Annotated in this window: 19 protein-coding genes; 12 read left to right on the forward strand and 7 right to left on the reverse strand. The window is 65.0% G+C overall.

Features of this window, described 5'->3' with window-relative positions; all coding sequences use genetic code 11:
* The first annotated feature begins 2 nt into the window (after nucleotides 1-2).
* Nucleotides 3-275 (forward strand): GlsB/YeaQ/YmgE family stress response membrane protein, encoded by a 273-nt coding sequence (locus I6F28_RS22150; protein ID WP_370103030.1) that lies wholly within the window; start codon nucleotides 3-5, stop codon nucleotides 273-275.
* Between the two features lie 147 nt (nucleotides 276-422).
* On the opposite strand, the gene I6F28_RS22155 is transcribed toward I6F28_RS22150, so the two are convergent.
* Nucleotides 423-1,208: an SDR family NAD(P)-dependent oxidoreductase gene (locus I6F28_RS22155; protein ID WP_109141716.1), complete on the reverse strand. Its 786-nt coding sequence runs from the start codon at nucleotides 1,206-1,208 to the stop codon at nucleotides 423-425.
* Nucleotides 1,209-1,454: 246 nt separating this feature from the next.
* Between I6F28_RS22155 and I6F28_RS22160 the strand changes: the two genes are divergently transcribed.
* Genes I6F28_RS22160 through I6F28_RS22170 form a run of 3 tightly spaced genes read left to right on the forward strand, consistent with a single transcriptional unit; the run spans nucleotide 1,455 to nucleotide 4,528 of the window.
* Nucleotides 1,455-2,519 carry an acyl-CoA dehydrogenase family protein gene (locus I6F28_RS22160; RefSeq protein WP_225141056.1) on the forward strand — a complete coding sequence of 355 codons (1,065 nt, stop codon included), beginning with the start codon at nucleotides 1,455-1,457 and terminating at the stop codon, nucleotides 2,517-2,519.
* Between the two features lie 18 nt (nucleotides 2,520-2,537).
* Complete coding sequence (locus tag I6F28_RS22165; protein WP_036014568.1) at nucleotides 2,538-3,698, forward strand: acyl-CoA dehydrogenase family protein; 1,161 nt, start codon at nucleotides 2,538-2,540, stop codon at nucleotides 3,696-3,698.
* A gap of 17 nt (nucleotides 3,699-3,715) precedes the next feature.
* Nucleotides 3,716-4,528, forward strand: a complete 813-nt coding sequence (locus tag I6F28_RS22170) for an enoyl-CoA hydratase/isomerase family protein (protein ID WP_225141058.1) — start codon at nucleotides 3,716-3,718, stop codon at nucleotides 4,526-4,528.
* A 111-nt stretch (nucleotides 4,529-4,639) separates the two neighbouring features.
* Here the strand turns inward: I6F28_RS22170 and I6F28_RS22175 are convergent, their stop codons facing one another.
* The 3 genes from I6F28_RS22175 to I6F28_RS22185 all read right to left on the reverse strand — a co-directional run bounded on the left by I6F28_RS22175 (nucleotide 4,640) and on the right by I6F28_RS22185 (nucleotide 7,577).
* Nucleotides 4,640-5,386 carry a VOC family protein gene (locus I6F28_RS22175; protein ID WP_192893004.1) on the reverse strand — a complete coding sequence of 249 codons (747 nt, stop codon included), beginning with the start codon at nucleotides 5,384-5,386 and terminating at the stop codon, nucleotides 4,640-4,642.
* A gap of 2 nt (nucleotides 5,387-5,388) precedes the next feature.
* On the reverse strand, nucleotides 5,389-6,177 hold the full coding sequence (locus tag I6F28_RS22180; RefSeq protein ID WP_036026312.1) for an enoyl-CoA hydratase: 789 nt from the start codon (nucleotides 6,175-6,177) through the stop codon (nucleotides 5,389-5,391).
* Nucleotides 6,178-6,371: 194 nt separating this feature from the next.
* A complete protein-coding gene (locus tag I6F28_RS22185) occupies nucleotides 6,372-7,577 on the reverse strand; it encodes an ABC transporter substrate-binding protein (RefSeq protein ID WP_128265543.1) in 1,206 nt (401 codons plus the stop codon).
* 399 nt (nucleotides 7,578-7,976) lie between these two features.
* Here I6F28_RS22185 and I6F28_RS22190 point away from each other — a divergent pair, with 399 nt between their 5' ends.
* Both I6F28_RS22190 and I6F28_RS22195 read left to right on the forward strand, forming a co-directional pair.
* A complete protein-coding gene (locus tag I6F28_RS22190) occupies nucleotides 7,977-8,747 on the forward strand; it encodes a thermonuclease family protein (RefSeq protein ID WP_225113658.1) in 771 nt (256 codons plus the stop codon).
* 35 nt (nucleotides 8,748-8,782) lie between these two features.
* On the forward strand, nucleotides 8,783-10,273 hold the full coding sequence (locus tag I6F28_RS22195; protein WP_036014583.1) for a M48 family metalloprotease: 1,491 nt from the start codon (nucleotides 8,783-8,785) through the stop codon (nucleotides 10,271-10,273).
* Between the two features lie 105 nt (nucleotides 10,274-10,378).
* Here the strand turns inward: I6F28_RS22195 and I6F28_RS22200 are convergent, their stop codons facing one another.
* Entirely contained in the window at nucleotides 10,379-11,623 is a 1,245-nt protein-coding gene (locus tag I6F28_RS22200; RefSeq protein WP_225141060.1) for an MFS transporter, read from the reverse strand.
* 186 nt (nucleotides 11,624-11,809) lie between these two features.
* On the reverse strand, nucleotides 11,810-13,057 hold the full coding sequence (locus I6F28_RS22205; protein ID WP_225141062.1) for an MFS transporter: 1,248 nt from the start codon (nucleotides 13,055-13,057) through the stop codon (nucleotides 11,810-11,812).
* A gap of 187 nt (nucleotides 13,058-13,244) precedes the next feature.
* Here I6F28_RS22205 and I6F28_RS22210 point away from each other — a divergent pair, with 187 nt between their 5' ends.
* Nucleotides 13,245-15,311, forward strand: a complete 2,067-nt coding sequence (locus tag I6F28_RS22210) for a prolyl oligopeptidase family serine peptidase (protein ID WP_225141064.1) — start codon at nucleotides 13,245-13,247, stop codon at nucleotides 15,309-15,311.
* 117 nt (nucleotides 15,312-15,428) lie between these two features.
* Here the strand turns inward: I6F28_RS22210 and I6F28_RS22215 are convergent, their stop codons facing one another.
* Nucleotides 15,429-16,103, reverse strand: a complete 675-nt coding sequence (locus I6F28_RS22215) for a DUF938 domain-containing protein (RefSeq protein ID WP_036014591.1) — start codon at nucleotides 16,101-16,103, stop codon at nucleotides 15,429-15,431.
* Nucleotides 16,104-16,324: 221 nt separating this feature from the next.
* On the opposite strand from I6F28_RS22215, the gene soxX reads away from it, so the two are divergent.
* From soxX to I6F28_RS22240, 5 genes are read left to right on the forward strand one after another with little or no spacing between them, the layout of a single operon-like run.
* Nucleotides 16,325-16,681 (forward strand): sulfur oxidation c-type cytochrome SoxX, encoded by a 357-nt coding sequence (gene soxX, locus I6F28_RS22220; RefSeq protein ID WP_524536112.1) that lies wholly within the window; start codon nucleotides 16,325-16,327, stop codon nucleotides 16,679-16,681.
* Between the two features lie 27 nt (nucleotides 16,682-16,708).
* Nucleotides 16,709-17,206 carry a thiosulfate oxidation carrier protein SoxY gene (gene soxY / locus I6F28_RS22225; RefSeq protein ID WP_036014597.1) on the forward strand — a complete coding sequence of 166 codons (498 nt, stop codon included), beginning with the start codon at nucleotides 16,709-16,711 and terminating at the stop codon, nucleotides 17,204-17,206.
* A 15-nt stretch (nucleotides 17,207-17,221) separates the two neighbouring features.
* Nucleotides 17,222-17,533, forward strand: a complete 312-nt coding sequence (soxZ, locus tag I6F28_RS22230) for a thiosulfate oxidation carrier complex protein SoxZ (protein WP_036014600.1) — start codon at nucleotides 17,222-17,224, stop codon at nucleotides 17,531-17,533.
* Complete coding sequence (gene soxA, locus I6F28_RS22235) at nucleotides 17,533-18,396, forward strand: sulfur oxidation c-type cytochrome SoxA (protein WP_225141066.1); 864 nt, start codon at nucleotides 17,533-17,535, stop codon at nucleotides 18,394-18,396. Before soxZ ends, soxA begins: the two co-directional genes overlap by 1 nt.
* Nucleotides 18,393-18,698, forward strand: a complete 306-nt coding sequence (locus I6F28_RS22240; protein WP_225141068.1) for a hypothetical protein — start codon at nucleotides 18,393-18,395, stop codon at nucleotides 18,696-18,698. The genes soxA and I6F28_RS22240 overlap by 4 nt, the downstream gene beginning before the upstream one ends.
* Nucleotides 18,699-18,702 lie beyond the last annotated feature (4 nt).

Below are 18,702 nucleotides of genomic sequence, written 5' to 3' on the forward strand. Positions count from 1 at the left end.
TCATGAGCATGGGTGGCCTGTTTTGGATCATCCTGGTCGGCTTCATTGCCGGCCTCATCGCGCGCTGGCTGTCGCCGGGGCCGAACAATCCGAGCGGCTTCATCCTCACCACCATCCTCGGCATTGCCGGCGCGTTTCTGGCCACCTGGATCGGCCAGGCCATCGGCCATTACAGCCCCGACCAGGGCGCCGGCTTCATCACCGCGACCATCGGCGCGGTGGTGGTGCTGTTCATCTGGAATCGGCTGGTAGCGAGCGGCGTGATCAAGGGGTAGCGCTTAGAAGCGGTAACGACGAGAGCACGCCACCTCCTCATCGTCATGCCCGGGCTTGACCCGGGCATCCACGTCCTTCGACCCGAGCGGCCTCACGTGGATGGCCGGGTCAAGCCCGGCCATGACGCGGAGAGGGCGTATCGGGTCTCACGTAATCAAATGCATCCCCGCATCCATGCGCACGACCTCGCCGGTCATGTTGCTGGAGGCCGGCGTCGCCAGGAAGCAGACGAGCTGGGCGATGTCCTCCGCGGATGATGCGACCTTCAGCGGCACTTTCGCCACGACGCTGTCGCGCACCTGCTTGGCCTGCGCCTCGCCGCGGCCCTTGGTGAACCAGGGCGTGTCGATATAGCCAGGGCAGACCGTGTTGACGCGGATCAGCGGCGCCAGCGCGCGCGACAGCGACAGCGTCATGGTGTTGAGCGCACCCTTGCTCGCGGCGTACGCAATCGACGAGCCGACGCCGCTGATGCCGGCGACCGAGGACACGTTCACGACCGCAGATGGCCGCCCCGAAGCCTTGGCGGCGGCTTCGAGCAGGCTGCGCGCCGCGCGCACCATCTGGAACGGGCCGATGGTGTTGACGCCATAGACCCGCTGGAAATCTTCCGCCGACAGACCGTCGAGATCGGCGTGAGCCACATGCTTGGTGGTGCCGGCATTGTTGACGAGGATGTCGAGCCGGCCCCAGCCGCTGGCCGCCGCGACGATCTTGCGACAATCCTCATCCTTGGAGACGTCGCCCTGTGCGACCAAAACCTCCGCGGCGCCGGCCTTGCGGCAGGTCTCGGCCGTCGCCTCGGCTTCCTTCTGGCTCGACGAATAGTTGATGACGAGCCGCGCCCCGCTGCGGGCGAGAATCTCCGCAGTCGCTGCACCCAGCCCGGATGCGGACCCCGTCACGATTGCGCACAAGCCGTCTTTTGCCATCCGGATTTCCTTCCCCTGTCTCTGGTGTGGCGTCCTGTTTAGCGAGTTTGCCGCGCCCTGCAAATCGAGCAAACTCCGCTAAGCGGAATTAGCATTTCCTGAAGCCTGGCCCCATGCCCACGCCGCAGATGGACCTGCGATCAACGCTTGTCAGGGCCATGGCTTTTTCCGATCATCGGGCGCAAGAAGAGACTGCGCACTGGCCGATCAGACCGGACGCGCCAATGGCAAGATACGGGGAACGCTGTGGCGGAGAGTGACAATATCGTCGTCGAGACCGCGGAGAAGATCTTCGCAGATCTCGCCGATCCGCAAACCATCAACAACGACAAGAACAATTCCTGGCAGGCGCCGCTGTGGCAGGCGCTGAGCGAAGCCGGCCTGACGCTGTCCTGGGTGCCGGACGATCTCGGCGGCTCGGGCGCGAGCCTCGCCGACGGCTTTGCGCTGATGAACGCCGCCGGCCGTTTCGCAGTCGCGGTGCCGCTGGCCGAGACCATGCTGGCGGGATGGCTGCTGGCACAGGCCAGGATCGCTTCCCCCGAAGGCGAGATGACGATCGTGCCGGCGTCCCCGAAGGACCGCATCACCCTCGATGCCGACGGTGCGCTCTCCGGTCGCGCGCGCGGCGTGCCCTTTGCCAAGACGGCGAAGCATTTTGCCGTGCTGGCGCACGGCAAGGATGGTGCTTCCATCGCGCTGATCGACGCGGCCAAGGCGCGGATCGAGGCCGGGCTCAATGTCGGCTACGACCACAGCGATACCGTCACGCTCGACAAGGTCCAGCCCGTCGCCATCAAGCCCGCGCCGAAGGGCTTTGAGCAGACCCATCTGATGCTGATGGGCGGCGTCGCGCGCAGCCTCCAGATCGCCGGCGCGCTGGAATCCATGCTCGACATCTCCGTGCGCTATTCCAACGAGCGTGTCGCCTTCGAGAAGAAGATCTCGAAATTCCAGGCCGTGCAGCACAATCTCGCGCGCCTCGCCGGCGAATCCGCCGCGGCGCTTGCGGCGGCGACGTCCGCCGCCGACGCCATCGCCAATGCAAGATCGTTCAACGACGAGATCTATCTCGAAGCCGCCTCCGCAAAGATCCGCTGCGCGGAAGCTGCCGAGAAGGGCGGCGGCATCGCGCATCAGGTCCATGGCGCGATCGGCTTCACCATGGAGCACATCCTGCACCGCTATTCGCTGCGCGCGCTGGCCTGGCGCGACGATTTTGGCTCGGAAAGCTACTGGGCCGTCGAGCTCGGCAAGCTCGTCGCAAACCGCGGCGCCGATGAATTGTGGCCGCTCGTGGCGTCGCGCTGATCAGGGGACGAGACAAAAATGACCGCTGCCCTCCGTTTCGATCCGATCCGCCTGCCGGAGAAATGCGAGCAATTGCGCAAGGAAGTGCGCGCCTTCCTCGCCGAGGAAATCGCCGCCGGCACTTTCGATCCGCACAAGCCCAATCGCGAGGACACCGACGCGCCGGAATTTTCCCGCCGGGTCGGCGCCAAGGGCTGGCTCGGCATGACCTGGCCGAAAAAGTATGGCGGCCAGGAACGCTCCTTCCTCGAGCGCTACGTGGTGACCGAGGAGATGCGCGTCGCCAATGCGCCGACGCGGCGCTTCTTCGTCGCCGACCGCCAGAGCGGGCCGGTGCTTTTGAAGTACGCGCCCGAGCACATCAAGATGGAGATCCTGCCGCGGATCTGCCGCGGCGAGATCTGCTTTGCGATCGGCATGAGCGAGCCGAACTCCGGCTCCGACCTGTTCGCGGCGAAGACGCGCGCGACCAAGACCGAGGGCGGCTATCTCATCAACGGCACCAAGATCTGGACCTCGTCGGCGCATATCGCCGACTACATGATCGCGATCTTCCGGACCTCGCCGCCGACCAAGGAAAACCGCCGCCACGGCCTGACCCAGTTCCTAGTCAAGATGAAGCAGCCGGGCATCAAGGTGAACCCGATCGGCCAGATCACCGGCCAGTACGAGTTCAACGAGGTGGTCTTCACCGACCACTTCATCCCTGACGATCACGTGCTCGGCGAAGTCGACGGCGCCTGGAAACAGGCGACGAGCGAGCTCGCCTATGAACGCTCGGGCCCTGAGCGTTTCCTCGAGACCTATTACGTCCTCACCGAGCTGGTCCGCGCTGTCGGTCCCAATCCCGACACGCGCAGCGCCGAGGGCATCGGCCGCCTGGTCGCGCAGCTCCACACTATGCGGCGGATGTCGGTCTCGGTGGCCGGCATGCTCGAAGCCGGCAAGGAGCCGGTGGTCGAAGCGTCCATCGTCAAGGACATCGGCACGGTCTGGGAGCAGCAGCTGCCGCATCGCGTGCGCGATCTCGCCGCCTTCGTCGAGGAGACCGCGACCAACCGTGAGACCTTGGAGCGGCAGCTCGACTTCGCGATCAAGACCGCGCCGAAACTCACCATCCAGGGCGGCACCACCGAGGTGCTGCGCGGTATCATCGCCCGCGGATTGGGTCTGCGTTAAGTCAATCGAGGATCATCATGAGCACCTATCAAGATATCGGCGTCGAGAAGGTCGGGCATGTCGGCACCATCGAGATCCGCCGTCCGCCGCTCAACTTCTTCGATATCTCGCTGATCAACCAGATCGCGGACGCGCTCGACGAGTTCGACCGCGACATCGAAATCCGTGCCTCCGTGCTCTCCGCGCAGGGCAAGGCGTTCTGCGCCGGCGCCAATTTCGGCGATCCGGCGCGGCAGGCCCAGGAGGCGCGCGAGGCCGAGAAAAAGGGCGATCCGGCCGACAGTCTCGGCCCGATCAACCATCTCTACATCCAGGCCGTGCGCATCTTCCGCGCCAAGAAGCCGATCGTTGCCGCCGTGCAGGGCGCGGCCATCGGTGGCGGTCTCGGGCTTGCAGTGTCGGCCGATTTCCGCGTCACCTGTCCCGAAGCGCGCTTCTCCGCAAACTTCACCAAGCTCGGCTTCCATCCCGGCTTCGGCCTGACCGTGACGCTGCCGGAGCTGATCGGCAAGAACAACGCCGAGCTGATGTTCTATACCAGCCGCCGCGTCACGGGCGAGGAAGCCTACAAATGGGGCCTCGCCAACGAGCTGGTGCCGCAGGACCAGGTGAAGGCGGCCGCGATGAAGCTCGCCGGCGAGATCGCCGAATGCTCCCCGCTCGGCCTGCTCTCCACCCGCGCCACGATGCGCAATGGCCTCGCCGACCGCGTGATGGCCGCGACCAATCACGAACTCGCCGAGCAGACGCGGCTGCGCGCGACGGACGATTTCAAGGAAGGCGTGAAGGCCACGGAAGAGCGGCGGGTGGCGAATTTCAAGGGAAGGTAAGCCGGGGCAGTAGGGTGGGCAAAGGCGCATAGCGCCGTGCCCACCATCGCTTCATTTGTGTGGCGGAATTGGTGGGCACGCTTCGCTTTGCCCACCCTACGGATGAGTCGATCAACTCACGCGGAACTTCACTCCGCCCAGCAGAAACTCGTTGCCCGCAACCGCGAGCCCTTTTGCCTTGGCTGTATGCAGCACCTGCGCCACGTCAGCCACCCGAAACTCCAGCGCACTCATGATCTCGCTGGCGCCCTTAACGAAGCGGAAGGTCGCGTTGGGCAGCCTCAGTTCGGTGCCTTCAGGCGGGACGCCGATGATCTTGCCCCAATGCTCGGCGAGCCCCGCGGGATCCGGGCTCTGCATCTCCACCGCCGTCAGCGCCTCGGTCACATCCTTGCGGATGAATTTCTGCCAGTCCGGTCCCGCCGGAGGATACGGCCCGAGGATGTCGTCGCTGCCTTCGGTGTGATTGAACTCGATGAAGGCGGCGCGGCAGTCGCGGGGGTGGAGCTGGACGCCGTGATACGGCGCGTGGTCGATGACATTGGCGGTGCGCACGCCGAGCGCATTGGCGTTGCGGCCGCGCTCGTCCGGGTCGTCGCAGCAGAAGATCGCCATGTAACCGCCGCGGCCGCCGGTCTTCTCGATGAAGCGACCGGCCGTGGTGCCGTCCTTGAACGGCGCGACCACCTCCAGCAGGATCGTGTCGACCGGGAGCAGCGCGTTCTCGAGGCCGTATTTGGCGACATTGCCGTCGCGATAGCAGACGGCGAGGCCCATGATCCGACCGATATCCGTGATGACGGGCTCGAGCTGCGGCGCGACCAGGCAGATCTGACGCAGCCGGATATAGGGCGCCATGGTCATGCGCCCCTAAAGGTCGGCTTGCGCTTCTCGACGAAGGCCTTGGCCGCCTCCTTGTGATCCTCGGTGTCGCCGCAACGGGTGTGATGGATCGCCTCGCCGTCGAAGCAATCCTCCAGCGCCAGGTGCTCGGCGTTGTTGATGTTGCGCTTGATGAAGCCGAGCGCGATCGACGGCCCTTGCGCCAGCGACAGCGCGAGCTCATGCGCGGCCGCGTCGATCTCGGCGTCGGGCACGACCTTCGTCACCATGCCGATCGCATGTGCCTCCTTCGCGGTGAGCACCGGCGACATCAGATAGAGCTCGCGCGCCCGCGCACTGCCGAGCAGCTGGGTCAGGAAATAGGTGCCGCCGTAATCACCGGAGAACCCGACCTTGGCGAAGGCGGTGGTGATCTTGCAGGATTCGGAGGCGATGCGCAGGTCGCAGGACAGCGCCATGGACAGGCCGGCGCCCGCCGCCGCGCCATCGAGCTGGGCCACCACGGGCTTTGGCATCTGATGCAGGATGCGCGAGACCTCCATGCCGCGGCGCAAGTTTGCGAGCTTCTGCTCGAACGGCAGCGGCGCGCGACCAGCTGCCATCGATTTGACGTCGCCGCCGACGCAGAAGGAGCCGCCGGCGCCCTTGAACAGCACCGCCCGCACCTCGGGATCATCAGCCGCGCGCCGCGCCGCCTCGACCAGCCCGGCGACCATCTCGGGATTGAGCGCGTTCTTCCGCTCCGGCCGATTCATCGTGATGGTGAGCAGCCCGCCTTCGAGCTTTTGCAGGACCATGTCGTTCATGGATGTTGGCCTCATTCTGTGGTGCCACTCTCTCACTTTATCATTCCGGGGCGCGACGAAGTCGCGAACCCGGAATCCATCTCTCAACCGTCAATGCCGCCCAATGGATCCCGGGCTCTCGCTTTCGCGAGCCCCGGGATGACGACCTATTGTTTGGCGCGCCCCGGGATGACGGCGTGCCTTACGTCACGCCGTCACTTCTTCACCAGCGGGCAGCGCGACAGCTCCAATGACTGGAACGCCTCGTTGCCGGGGACGGTGGCGAGCAGCTTGTAATCGTCCCAGCGCCCCTTGGACTCCGACGGCTTCTTCACCTCGAACAGGTACATGTCGTGGATCATGCGGCCGTCCTCGCGGATCTTGCCGTTCTTGGCGAAGAAGTCGTTGATCGGCGTCTCCTTCATCAGCTTGATCACCGCCGCCGCGTCGGTCGTGCCGGCTGCCTTCACAGCTTTCAGATAATGGGTGACGGAGGAATAGACGCCGGCTTGTGCCGAGGTCGGCACGCGCTTGGTGCGCTCCATGAAGCGCTTCGAGAAGGCACGCGTGTCGTCGTTGAGGTCCCAGTAGAACGCTTCCGCGAGCAGCAGCCCCTGCGCGGTCTCGAGCCCGATCGAGTCGATATCGGTGACGAACGCGAGCAGCGGCGAGACCTTCTGGCCGCCCTTGGTGATGCCGAACTCCGCCGCCTGCTTGATGGCGTTGATGGTGTCGCCGCCGGCATTCGCGAGCCCGATCACCTTGGCCTTGGTGGCCTGGGCCTGGAGCAGAAAGGACGAGAAATCCGACGTGTTGAGCGGATGGCGGACGCTGCCAAGCACCTTGCCGCCGGTCTTGGTCACGACGGCGCTGGTGTCCTTCTCGAGATCCTGGCCGAAGGCGTAGTCGGCGGTGAGGAAGAACCAGCTGTCGAGGCCCGACTTCACCGCCGCAAGACCGGTCACGTTGGCCTGGCCGTAGGTGTCGAACACGTAGTGGATGGTGTAGGGGCCGCAGGCCTCGTTGCTGAGACGGATCGAGCCCGGCCCGTTGAACATGATGATCTTGTTGCGCGCTTTCGCGATCTCGCCGGCGGCAAGCGCGGTCGCGGAGGCCGCGACGTCGTAGATCATCTCGACGCCCTGATTATCGAGCATGTCGCGGGCAATGTTGGCGGAGAGATCGGCCTTGTTGAGATGGTCGGCCGCCAGCACCTGGATCTTGCGTCCCAGCACCTCGCCGCCGAAATCCTCGACCGCCATCTTCGCCGCAGTCTCGCTGCCGGAGCCGGTGATATCTGCATAAAGGCTCGACATGTCGAGGATGCCGCCGATCTTCAGCGGCGGCTTGTCCTGAGCCTGTGCGGCGCTCGCATTGAGGGCAAACGCGGCGGCAAAAATGCCGGACAAAATAGTCTTCATCGAAAACGACCTCCCTTATCGCGCCGTGCTCTGATGGCGGCTTGGTTATTGCTCTTGGGTTATTGCTCTTGGCTATTCGCTGTTGCCGCAATCATGCCGCATGCGCAAGAGTGCAGCAAGCGCAGGTGCGATGCAGATGAATGATCAATGCGCGCTTTCCGCAAAGCGGAATGCCGCGAGGACGGAAGCTGTCCCCGCATTGTCATTGCGAGCCAACGGGTCCGCGCGAAGCGCGGCCCGATGACAGGCTCCGCGAAGCAATCCAGAAATGCGTCCGCGGAAACAGTCTGGATTGCTTCGTCGCGAAGAGCTCCTCGCAATGAAGGGTGTGAGAAAGCCCCTTCGCGTCTCACCACGCATGAGTTAAAGTCCGGCCGCAATGCAACCTCTCCGGATCACGTGACGCAACGGCTTCGCTTCATCGTCGCATGTCTTCTCGTCGCAAGTAGCTCGGCATTCGCGGGCCCCTGCCAGTTCGAGTCCCAAGGCGAAGGCCGCGTCGCTGCCATCGTCGATGCGCGCAGCGTGCGGCTCGATGACGGGCGCGAGATCCGCCTCAGCGGCATCGCGCCGACCGCGACCACGAAGCAGGCGCTGACCTCGCTGCTCGCCGGCCACGACGTGATGCTGCGGAGCGCTGACGACACGCCTGATCGCTACGGCCGCCAGAGTGCGCTTGTCTTCATCGGCGAAGGCGACATCTCGGTGCAGGCCATGCTGCTCGCTCGGGGCGATGCCATCGCCTCCGCCGAGATCCTGGACAAGGACTGCGCGGCCGCCCTGATGGCGTCCGAAGCTGCGGCGCGGCGCCAAAAAATGGGCAGCTGGGCTGACCCGTCGGCCATAAAAAACGCGGAAAGTCCGGACGATATTTTGGCGGAGATCGGGCGCTTTACGGTGGTCGAAGGCAAAGTCCTGTCGGTCCGGCAAGCTGGGGCAACGACCTACCTCAACTTCGGACGAAACTGGACACGCGGCTTTGCCGTGACTATTTCAAAGCGCACGCTAGCGGCGTTCGAAAGCGCTGGTATGGCCCTTAAGTCCCTGGAGAATCGGCGTATTCGCGTTCGGGGCTGGGTTGAGGGGAATACGGGGCCACGCATCGATGTACGCCTCGTGGGGCAGATCGAGTTGCTGGGCGCAAACGAGCCGACAGGGGTAAGGCCTTAAGACAGGCCGGGCACGGGTTAAACGACGTGAATGGGGTGCTAGAACGGCACGGACTGGGCGATTGCCGCCGCCTGCGGGCTGCGCCGGCCGCGCTTTGCCTTGCGCTGGGCGGACTTCTCGCTGGCTGCGGCGATATGGGCCGGTTCCAGACTGCGGCGACCCCGGCAGCCGTCGCGATGCCGAAGCCGAAGCCCGCCGTCGCCCAAACCCCGGCCACCGAGAAGGAGCACGAGCGCATCCTGGCGAGCTATGGCGGGACCTATGACGATCCCAAGCTCGAGGCGCTCGTCAGCAAGACCGTCGACCGGCTGGTCGCGGCCTCCGAGCGGCCCGACCAGGGCTACAAGGTCACCATCCTCAATTCCGGGGCGGTGAACGCCTTCGCGCTGCCCAACGGCCAGCTCTATGTCACGCGCGGCCTGCTCGCGCTCGCCAGCGACACCTCCGAATTGTCCTCCGTGCTCAGCCACGAGATGGCGCATGTGCTGTCCAAGCACGCGGCGATGCGCGAGGACCAGGCCCGCCAGGCCGCGATCGTCACCCGCGTCGTCACCGACATGAGCAACGATCCCGACCTCACCGCGCTGGCGCTGGCCAAGACCAAGCTCACCATGGCGAGCTTCTCGCGCAAGCAGGAGTTCGAGGCCGACGGCATCGGCGTCGGCATCTCCGCCAAGGCGCATTTCGACCCGTACGGCGCGGCGCGCTTCCTGTCCGCGATGGAGCGAAATGCCGAGCTGAAGGCCGGCAAGAGCTCGCTCGATCCGCGCGCGCAGGATTTCACCTCGTCGCATCCGGCAACTCCGGAACGCGTCCAGAACGCGCAGAACATTGCCCGCCAATACACCGCGCCTGAAGGCGCCGAGCGCGATCGCGAAAGCTATCTCGCCGCGATCGACAATCTCGTCTATGGCGAAGACCCGAGCGAAGGTTTTGTCCGCGGCCGGCGCTTCCTGCATCCGAAGCTCGGCTTCACCTTCCAGGCGCCGGACAATTTCACGCTCGACAACACCGCGCAGGCCGTGATCGGCGTCCGCGAGGGCGGCGCGCAGGCGATGCGCTTCGACGTCGTGCGCGTGCCGGCCGAACAGTCGCTCGGCGACTACCTCAATTCCGGCTGGATGGAAGGCGTCGAGAAGGCTTCGACCGAGGATCTCACCGTCAACGGTTTTCCAGCGGCGTCCGCCACCGCCAAGGGCGACCAGTGGCAGTTCAAGGTCTATGCGCTGCGCTTCGGCAGCGACGTCTATCGCTTCATCTTCGCGGCACGGCAGAAATCGACCGAGAGCGAGCGGAATGCGCGCGAGACCGTCAACTCGTTCCGCCGGCTGACGCTGGAGGAAATCCAGGCCGCGCGCCCGCTGCGCATCAAGGTCATCACTGTGCAGCCCGGCGATACCGTGGAGTCGCTCTCCCACCGCATGGCCGGCGTCGACCATCCCGCCGAGCGCTTCCGCGTACTGAACGGCCTCGATCGCACCGCGCAGGTGAAGGTGCGCGACCGCGTCAAGATCGTGGCGGACTAAAGCGCGATGCGATTGGGATCGTCATCGCGCTTTAGGTTATTCTTTTGAGCATGATCTTTTCGGAAAACCGCTACACACTTTTCCGGACCATGCTCCGACGCCGCGCTAAGCGGATGTCATCCCAGAGAGACGCGGCCTCCCCCGCACCATGATCAGCGCCGCCGCCATCACCTCCAGCACGATGCAGAGATAGAAGGGCAGCGTATAGCCGCCGGAGAGATCGCGCAGGAAACCGACCACGCCGGGACCGAACGCGTAGGTCACCTGGTTGATCGCCGTGTTGAGGCTGATCAGCACGCCGAAGGCGGCGGAGTCGAACTCCTGCTGCACGATGAGCGAGGGCAGCGTGATGAGGTTGCCGACCGAAAAGCCGAACACGGCGCAGGCCGCGATCAGCACGTAATCGTTGTGCAGGTTGACGACGAAGAGAAGCGCGGCGGCCTGGCTGAGGAACGACAGCGCGGACGCGAGGCGCTGATTGATGCGGTCGATCACCAGCGAGAACAGCACGCGGCCGACCACCGCCATCGCGGTGAGCACCGCGACGGCCACGGCGGCGCGCTCGCGTCCGATCACGGGATCGAGGAACGAGATCAGATGCACGATGAAGCCGACCTGGGCGAACAGCACCAGGGCGAAGGCGATCGTCACCGTGAGGAAGCCGGCGTCCCGCAGCGCCCAGGCGCGGATCTCAGTCGATGATTGCGGCTTCGCCTTCGCCCCCGCCTGCCACCCGTGGCGATCGGGCGGGCGGCCGACGAGAAGGAGGATGACCGGCACGAGCAGCACCAGCATGGCGCCGGCGGCGGCGTACATCGCACCGGCAAAGCCGATATGGCCGATCAACGCCACCAGCAGCGGCACGCCGGCGATGCCGCCGAAGCTGGCGCCATTGAGCGCGAGACTGATCGCCATGCCTCGCTTCTCGTCGAACCACAGGCTGATCGTATTGGTGATCATGGCAAGACTGGTGCCGGCCCAGCCGAAGGCGAGCACGGCATTAGCGAGATAGAGCTGCCAGGGCTCGCGCACCGCGCCGATCGCGACCGCAGCCGCCGCCATCGCCAGCGTCCCGGCGATCAGGCTCAGCCGCGGACCGTATTTCCGCACGGCCTCGCCGACGAAGACGACCAACAGCGCGCCGAACAGGTAGAAGAACGTGGTGCCGGAGGAGATCAGCGAGGCCGGCCAGCCCCGCGCGCGCTGCAGCTCGGCGACATAGACGCTCTGGCCGTAGAAGCCGAGCCCCCAGCCGAAGGTGGCGAGCAGGAAGCAGACCGCGACGATGCGCCAGCCTTCATAGCGGAGCGAGGATTCGTGGGCCGCTGGGGTCTGAGGATTGTCGAGCATTTCATCTGCCGTTTGTTTTGCTCCGTCATGCCCGGACTTGTTCCGGGCATCCACGTTCTTCTTCCGACCTCGCAAAGACGTGGATGGCCGGGACAAGCCCGGCCATGACGACATCTAAATAACCTTCCTCAGAAAATCACTTCGACCTGGATCGAAGTGTCAACGCTGCTGACAACCTCCCGCCACTCACACGGCGTCGGGGAATTCGCCCATGGCCGCCTCCAGCCGCGCCTTGCGGCGCTTCGCCCAGGAGACCAGCGAGAGCACCGCAAGGCCCAGCACCACCGGCGGGAACACCACGAGGTTCACCGCGGACCAGCCGTAATTGGCGAGCAGCTGGCCCGATGAGAACGAGCCGATCGCCATCATGCCGAACACCAGGAAATCGTTGAAGGCCTGCACCTTGTTGCGCTCCTGCGGGCGATGCGTCTCCAGCACCAGCGCGGAGGCGCCGATGAACGAGAAATTCCAGCCTACGCCGAGCACGATCAGCGTCGCCCAGAAATGCATCGCCGTAAGGCCGGAGAGACCGATGATGGCGGCGCCCGCTTCCAGCAGCAGGCCGGCGGCGACGATCTTCGGAGCGCCGAAGCGCGCGATCAGCGTGCCCGTGAAGAAGCTCGGCCCGTACATCGCAACGATGTGCCATTGCAGGCCGAAATTGGAATCGGACACGGACAGGCCGCACAGCTTCATCGCAAGCGGCGCCGAGGTCATGACCAGGTTCATCATGGGATAGGAGATGACGCCGCACAGCGCTGCCGCGATGAAGCGCGGCTGGGACACGATCGTGAGCAGCGGCCGGCCGCCGTGCAGATCGGCCGGCGCGGGCTTCGGCATATCGACGCCGGCGACGATGCCCATCGCGATCAGCGCGACGGCGGCCTGCACCAGGAAGCTGAAGGCGAACAGATAAGGCTGCCAGACATCCATGGTCCATTGCACGAGCTGCGGACCGAGCACGCCGGCGAACACGCCGCCCGCCATCACCCAGGACACGGCCTTCGGCCGGTAGGCCGCACTGGCGCCATCCGCGGCGGCGAAGCGATAGGATTGCGCCACCGCGCCGTAGAGACCGCCGAGGAAGGTAGCAAAGCAGAACAGCGCGAACGAGCCGCGCAGAATTGCGAGCGAGCCGAGCAGGCCGGTGAGCGTGCCGAGACCCGTGCCGATGACGAAGGCGGCGCGGCGGCCGAAGCGGCGCGAGATCGCGCCGGTCGGCAGCGTCCCGGCGGCGAGCCCGACCACATACATCGAGATCGGCACGGTCGCGAACGACATGTCGGGCGCGAGCGTGGCGCCGACGATCGCGCCGGTGGCGAAGATCACCGCCGAATTCGCGCCGGTCAACGCCTGCGCGGCGGCAAGGCGCACGACGTTGGCACGCACGCGGGCATCGTCGGCGATCTCATGGGCTGCAGTCACGTCCAGCATCGGCATTTCCGCCCAAAGGGCTCTGTTTATTCGCGGCACTATGGAGGGGTGAGAGAGGGCCGGCAACCGGCGCAAACGGGCGCGGGCCATGCCCCTGACGCAATCGCTGGAATGATAACGCTGCGCACCCTTGACGGCTTGCGCTCGATCAAATCCTATCCGCCGCGATCTTCCGGGAGTTACCTTCATGTCCGTCGACGACAGGCCCACGCTTCAAGCGCCCGACGACGATCCCTGGCTGTGGCTGGAGGAGATCGAGGGCCGGCAGGCGCTCGATTTTGTCGAGCGGCAGAACAGCCTGACGCTCGCCGCGTTCGGCGGCAAGGCCTTCGAGCACGATCGCGACATCCTCGCGGCGATCTATGACCGACCTGACAACATTCCCTATGTCAGCCGGCGCGGCAACGACCTGCACAATCTCTGGAAAGACGCCGCCAACCCGCGCGGCCTGTGGCGGCGGACTTCGCTTGCGGAATTTCGCAAAGCCGATCCGGCATGGGAGACCATGCTGGACATCGACCAGCTCGCGAGAAGCGAAGACGAGGACTGGTTGCTTAGCGGTATCGCCACGATGCCGGGAAGCTCGCGGGCGATCTTGAGCCTGTCGCGCGGCGGCAGCGATGCCGTCACCTTGCGGGAATTCGACCTCGCCACGAAAAGTTTCGTGGCGAACGGCTTTGCGCTGCCGGAAGCGAAAGGCGGCGTCGACTGGCTCGATGCCGACACGCTGCTGCTGTCAAGCGCGCATGGCGAGGACATGGCGACGAGCTCGGGCTATGCGCGCACCGTCCGCCTATGGCGGCGCGGCCAACCGGTCGATCAGGCACAGATGGTCATCGAGACCACCGCCGATCACATGGTGATCTATGGCATGGCCGACGACACCGGAGCGGCGCCCCGGGTCTGGATCGTCGACCAGATCGACTTCTTCAACCACGCCATCTGGCTGCGCGATGCGGCCGGCACGACGACGAAGCTCGATCTGCCGACCGGGATTTGGATGCAGGCGCATGGCGACTGGTTCGCGATGAAGCTACGCAAGGACTGGCAGGTCGATGGCCGGACCTATGCCACCGACACCGTGCTCGGCATCTCGCTCTCGGCCTTCCTCGCCGGCAGCCGCGATTTTGTCGTCCTGTTCGAGCCCGCACCGCGGCGCGCGCTGCAAGGGTTGTTCTGGGCGGAAGGAAAGCTGGTGATGTCGATTCTCGACGAGCTCAAACCTCGCTTCGAGATCTGCACACCGTCTGCCACTAGCTGGAGCCGCGAGACACTTGGCGGCCTGCCGCAGATCGGCGTCGTCGATGTCTGGCCGCTCGACCGCCATGCATCGGAGAGCAATGGCGATCTGCTCGCCAATGTGCAGGATCCGCTGACACCGCCGGCGCTGCTGCTGATCGAGCGCGGCGTCGCAAGCCCGATCGTGCTGAAGCAGGCGCCGAAGACGTTCACCGCCGATGGCCTCGTGGTGACGCAGCACGAGGCGATCTCCGTTGACGGCGAGCGTATCCCCTATGTGCAGACGGGCCCTGCCGGCGAGACCGGCGATGCGCCGGTCTATCTGAGCGCCTATGGCGGCTTTGGTCACTCGGTGAAGCCGTACTACAATTCCTCGCTCGGCAAGTTGTGGCTGGAGCGCGGCGGCACGATTGTGCAGGCGAATCTGCGCGGCGGCGGCGAGTTCGGCACGCGCTGGCACGATGCCGGACGGCTTGCCGGCAAGAAGCTTTCACATGACGATTTCGCCGCGGTCGCGGCCGATCTCGTCCGCCGCGGTGTGACGAGCGCAAAACGCATCGCCGCGCAGGGCGGATCGAACGGCGGCATCCTCATCACCAACATGCTGGTGCGCTATCCCGAGCGTTTCGGCGCATTGTTCTGTACCATCCCGCTGATCGACATGCGCCGCTACACCAAGCTGCTCGCCGGCGCGAGCTGGATCGCGGAATATGGTGATCCCGACAAGCCGGAGGAATGGGAATGGCTGAAGACCTACTCCGCCTATCACAACGTCAGGGACGGCCAGTCGTACCCGCCGATCCTGATTGCGACCACGCGGCGCGACGACCGCGTCCATCCCGGCCATGCCCGCAAGATGGCGGCAAAGCTGCAGGCCATGGGCTATGAGGCCTGGTTCTACGAGCCGCCCGCAGGCGGCCACGGCTACGGCAAGGACAACAAGGAGCGCGCCGGTTTCGAGGTGCTGGGCTATCGGTTCTTGAAGGAGAAGATCGGGTGGCGGGATGAAGGCTAGAGTTGGGTGCGCTGACGTCTCCACATCGTCATGGCCGGGCTTGGCCCCGCCATCCACGCCTTGCCTTACCGCCCGAAGAACGTGGATGCCCGGGACAAGCCCGGGCATGACGACCTCCTAGCCTCTTGCAAACACCAGCGTCAGATTGTTCGCGGGCATCTCGATCGTGTCGACGAGGCCGAGGCCTGCCGCCTTCGCCAGCTTCTCGACGTCGACGACGTCGCGCACGCCCCATTCGGGATTGCCCTCGCGCAAGGAGGTGTCGAACACCGCATTGCTGAGCGCGGTATGCTTGCCGTCGCGCTTGAAGGGGCCGTAGAGGAACAGCTTGCCGTCGCGGCGCAGATAACGGCCCGCGCCGGCGAACAGGCCTTCGGCCACGGCCCAGGGCGCGATGTGAATGACATTGGCGCAGAACACGGCCGCGAGGCTGGTCGGCCCCTGCCCGCTTTTCATTTCCGGGCACCAGTCGGGATCGGTGAGGTCGATGCGCAGGGGTGAACGGATGTTCGGCAGGCCGGCATGCACGCGCCAGGCTTCGATGCTCTTGAGGTGGCGCTGGTTGAGATCGCTCGGCCACCAGATCAGGCCCGGCGTGTGGCGGGCGAAATGCACCACGTGCTGCCCGGTTCCACTGCCGAGTTCCACGACGTTGCCGGTCGCATCCGCGAGATGCTTTTCCAGCGCTGCCCAGATCGGTTCGTGATTGCGATGGAAGGCCGGCGCATCGAGCCGGCCATCCGGCTCGACCCGTCCGCCATCCCTGCCAAATTCGACCACATATTCAGCCAAGTGACGTCCCCAAAAAATGCGAACCAGAAAAGGCGGCCAAACGTCCGAGAATAATCTGCTAGTTCACGCCCATCCGAATGAACGAACTATCTCGTCAGTTGCAATGCGCAGGATATTAACTCCATTTCACCGCGTGCATAGTCTTGATTGTCAGGCGATGGCCTTTGTGCTTTTGAACAATTCCGCAAACGAGATCATCGAGATAACGCCGGGACGATGCCTTGACCGCCTTTCCTCGCCAGCCCGCTCTGCTTGCTGCGCTGGCCCTCCTCGCCGGCGCGGCAATGGCCCCGGCGGGGGCGCAATCCACCGTGACGGAGGGCCAGAAGCTCGCCTTCGACCGCGGCAAGGGCAATTGCCTCACCTGCCACGTCATCAAAGGCGGCGACCTGCCGGGGACGATCGGACCGGAGCTGAAGGAGATCAAGGCCAAATACCCCGATCGCAACGAGCTCACCGCGATCATCTTCGACGAGACCAAGCGCAATCCGCAAACCATGATGCCGCCGTTCGGCCGGAACCGGATTTTGACCGAGCAGGAGATCAACGCGATTGTTGATTTCCTGCAGACCCTGTAACCGCCGGCGGCCCCTAGGAGACTTGAGATGACCACGACCCCCAAGCCTCATTGGAGGCCTCATCCGACGCGGCGCCTGATCCTTCAGGGCGCTGCCTCCGTGGCGCTACTCGGCCTCGGCAATCTGCCGTTCGCGCCCGCGCGCGCCGCGGCGAACGACAAATATCCGGAAGAGGCCTTCAGGCAGAAGAGCGAGGCGGATGCGATCAAGGCGCTCTACGGCAAGGCCGCCGAGCCGTCGGACAAGGTCAAGCTGGATGCGCCGGAGATCGCCGAGAACGGCGGCGTCGTGCCGATCTCGGTGACGACGACGCTGGACAAGGTCACCTCGATCTCGTTCTTCGTGGCGGAAAACCCGAGCGCGCTGGCGGCCAGCTACAGGATTCCCGATGGCACGATCCCTGCCGTCGCCAACCGGCTCAAGATGGCCAGGACCACGAAATTGACCGCGATCGTGGAGGCCGACGGCAAGCTCTACAGCGCGACCAAGGAGGTCAAGGTCACCGTCGGCGGTTGCGGCGGCTAAGCGAGGCAGTTCGACATGGCATCCAGCATTCGCGTGCGCGCAACATCGACCGGCGACATCACCGAGGTGCAGACGCTGATCCAGCACCCCATGGACACCGGCCTCGTCAAGGACTCCAAGGGCGAGTTGATCCCGGCGCATTTCATCCAGCAGCTGAAGTTCGAATGTAACGGCAAGGACGTGTTCGTCGCCGATTGGGGCACAGCGGTCTCCAAGGACCCCTACGTCAAGTTCAGCTTCAAGGGCGCCAAGAAGGGCGACGAGCTCAAGATCTCCTGGACCGACAACAAGGGCGGCTCGGATACGACCACCGCGAAGATCGCGTGATGAAGGCCCGCATCCACCTCCTGCTTGGCTCGCTCAGCGCTGCGCTCGTCGCGTTCGCGCTCGCCGCGCCGCGCGTGATCGCTGCCGACAAGGTCGATCCCGTCGCCGACGCCAAGGCGTTCCAGAACTTCTTCTTCCAGAAATTTCCGAACGTGAAGCACGAGGACTTCGTCAACGGTCCGTATTCCATGAACGAGGACATGAAGCGGCAGTGGCAGGAGAAGGAGGAATTCCCGCCTTACGAGTTCGCGCTCGAGGCCGGCAAGGAGATGTTCTCGACCCCGTTCAAGAACGGCAAGACCTATGCCGACTGCTTCCCGAACGGCGGCATCGGCATCCGCCAGAATTATCCGTACTTCGACAGCGGGGAAGGCAAGGTCATCACGCTGGAGCTCGCGCTCAACCGCTGCCGCGAGGCCAATGGCGAGGCGCCCTATTCCTACATCAAGGACGAGATGGCCTCGCTCACCGCCTACATGGCCTACACCTCGCGCGGCAAGCTGATGGACATCAAGATACCCGACGATCCCCGCGCCCTGGCGGCGTACGAGAACGGCAAGCGCTATTTCTACACGCGGCGCGGCCAGATGAATTTCTCCTGCGCGAGCTGCCACGTGCAGAGCCCGGGCGAGCGCATCCGCGCCGAGACCCTCGCCCCAGCGCTCGGCATCCTCAACGCGATGCCGATCTACCGCTCCGAATGGAGCGGCATGGGCACGACCAGCCGCCGCTTCGTTACCTGCAACAGCCAGACCCGCGCGGTTCCACTGGAGCCGCAGTCGGATGAATATCGCGACGTCGAATATTTCCTGTCCTACGTCGCCAACGGCCTGCCGATCTCGGGACCGGGAGCACGGCCATGAAGCTGTCACTTGGCTTGGCCATGCTGCTCGCCTTGAGCCTTGCGCCATCCGCGCGCGCGGCGAGCGAGGCGGACTACAAGGCGGCCTATGCCGCCGCCGAAGCCGCCTCCAACGAGGCGGCGGGCATGCGCAACCAGTGGACGGTGACCGTATCTGCGCTGGCGGCCGCGAAAAGGGCTGCCGATGGCGGCGATTTCGGCCGTGCGGTGGCCGCAGCCAGGGAGGCCGAAGCGCTGGCGAGGGCGTCGATCTTCCAGGCTGTTTCCGAAAAAGAAGCCTGGAAGGCGATGGAAATCCGCTAGACTG

Origin of the sequence: Bradyrhizobium sp. NBAIM14 (assembly GCF_020193895.1) — a bacterium.
Taxonomy (GTDB): domain Bacteria; phylum Pseudomonadota; class Alphaproteobacteria; order Rhizobiales; family Xanthobacteraceae; genus Bradyrhizobium; species Bradyrhizobium yuanmingense.

Coding starts and splice junctions, on each gene's coding strand:
- I6F28_RS22150 (WP_370103030.1), top strand. CDS start 3: ATGAGCATGGGTGGCCTGTTTTGGATCATCCTGGTCGGCTTCATTGCC.
- I6F28_RS22155 (WP_109141716.1), bottom strand. CDS start 1,208: ATGGCAAAAGACGGCTTGTGCGCAATCGTGACGGGGTCCGCATCCGGG.
- I6F28_RS22165 (WP_036014568.1), top strand. CDS start 2,538: ATGACCGCTGCCCTCCGTTTCGATCCGATCCGCCTGCCGGAGAAATGC.
- I6F28_RS22170 (WP_225141058.1), top strand. CDS start 3,716: ATGAGCACCTATCAAGATATCGGCGTCGAGAAGGTCGGGCATGTCGGC.
- I6F28_RS22175 (WP_192893004.1), bottom strand. CDS start 5,386: ATGGCGCCCTATATCCGGCTGCGTCAGATCTGCCTGGTCGCGCCGCAG.
- I6F28_RS22180 (WP_036026312.1), bottom strand. CDS start 6,177: ATGAACGACATGGTCCTGCAAAAGCTCGAAGGCGGGCTGCTCACCATC.
- I6F28_RS22185 (WP_128265543.1), bottom strand. CDS start 7,577: ATGAAGACTATTTTGTCCGGCATTTTTGCCGCCGCGTTTGCCCTCAAT.
- I6F28_RS22200 (WP_225141060.1), bottom strand. CDS start 11,623: ATGCTCGACAATCCTCAGACCCCAGCGGCCCACGAATCCTCGCTCCGC.
- I6F28_RS22205 (WP_225141062.1), bottom strand. CDS start 13,057: ATGCTGGACGTGACTGCAGCCCATGAGATCGCCGACGATGCCCGCGTG.
- I6F28_RS22210 (WP_225141064.1), top strand. CDS start 13,245: ATGTCCGTCGACGACAGGCCCACGCTTCAAGCGCCCGACGACGATCCC.
- soxY (WP_036014597.1), top strand. CDS start 16,709: ATGACCACGACCCCCAAGCCTCATTGGAGGCCTCATCCGACGCGGCGC.
- soxZ (WP_036014600.1), top strand. CDS start 17,222: ATGGCATCCAGCATTCGCGTGCGCGCAACATCGACCGGCGACATCACC.
- soxA (WP_225141066.1), top strand. CDS start 17,533: ATGAAGGCCCGCATCCACCTCCTGCTTGGCTCGCTCAGCGCTGCGCTC.
- I6F28_RS22240 (WP_225141068.1), top strand. CDS start 18,393: ATGAAGCTGTCACTTGGCTTGGCCATGCTGCTCGCCTTGAGCCTTGCG.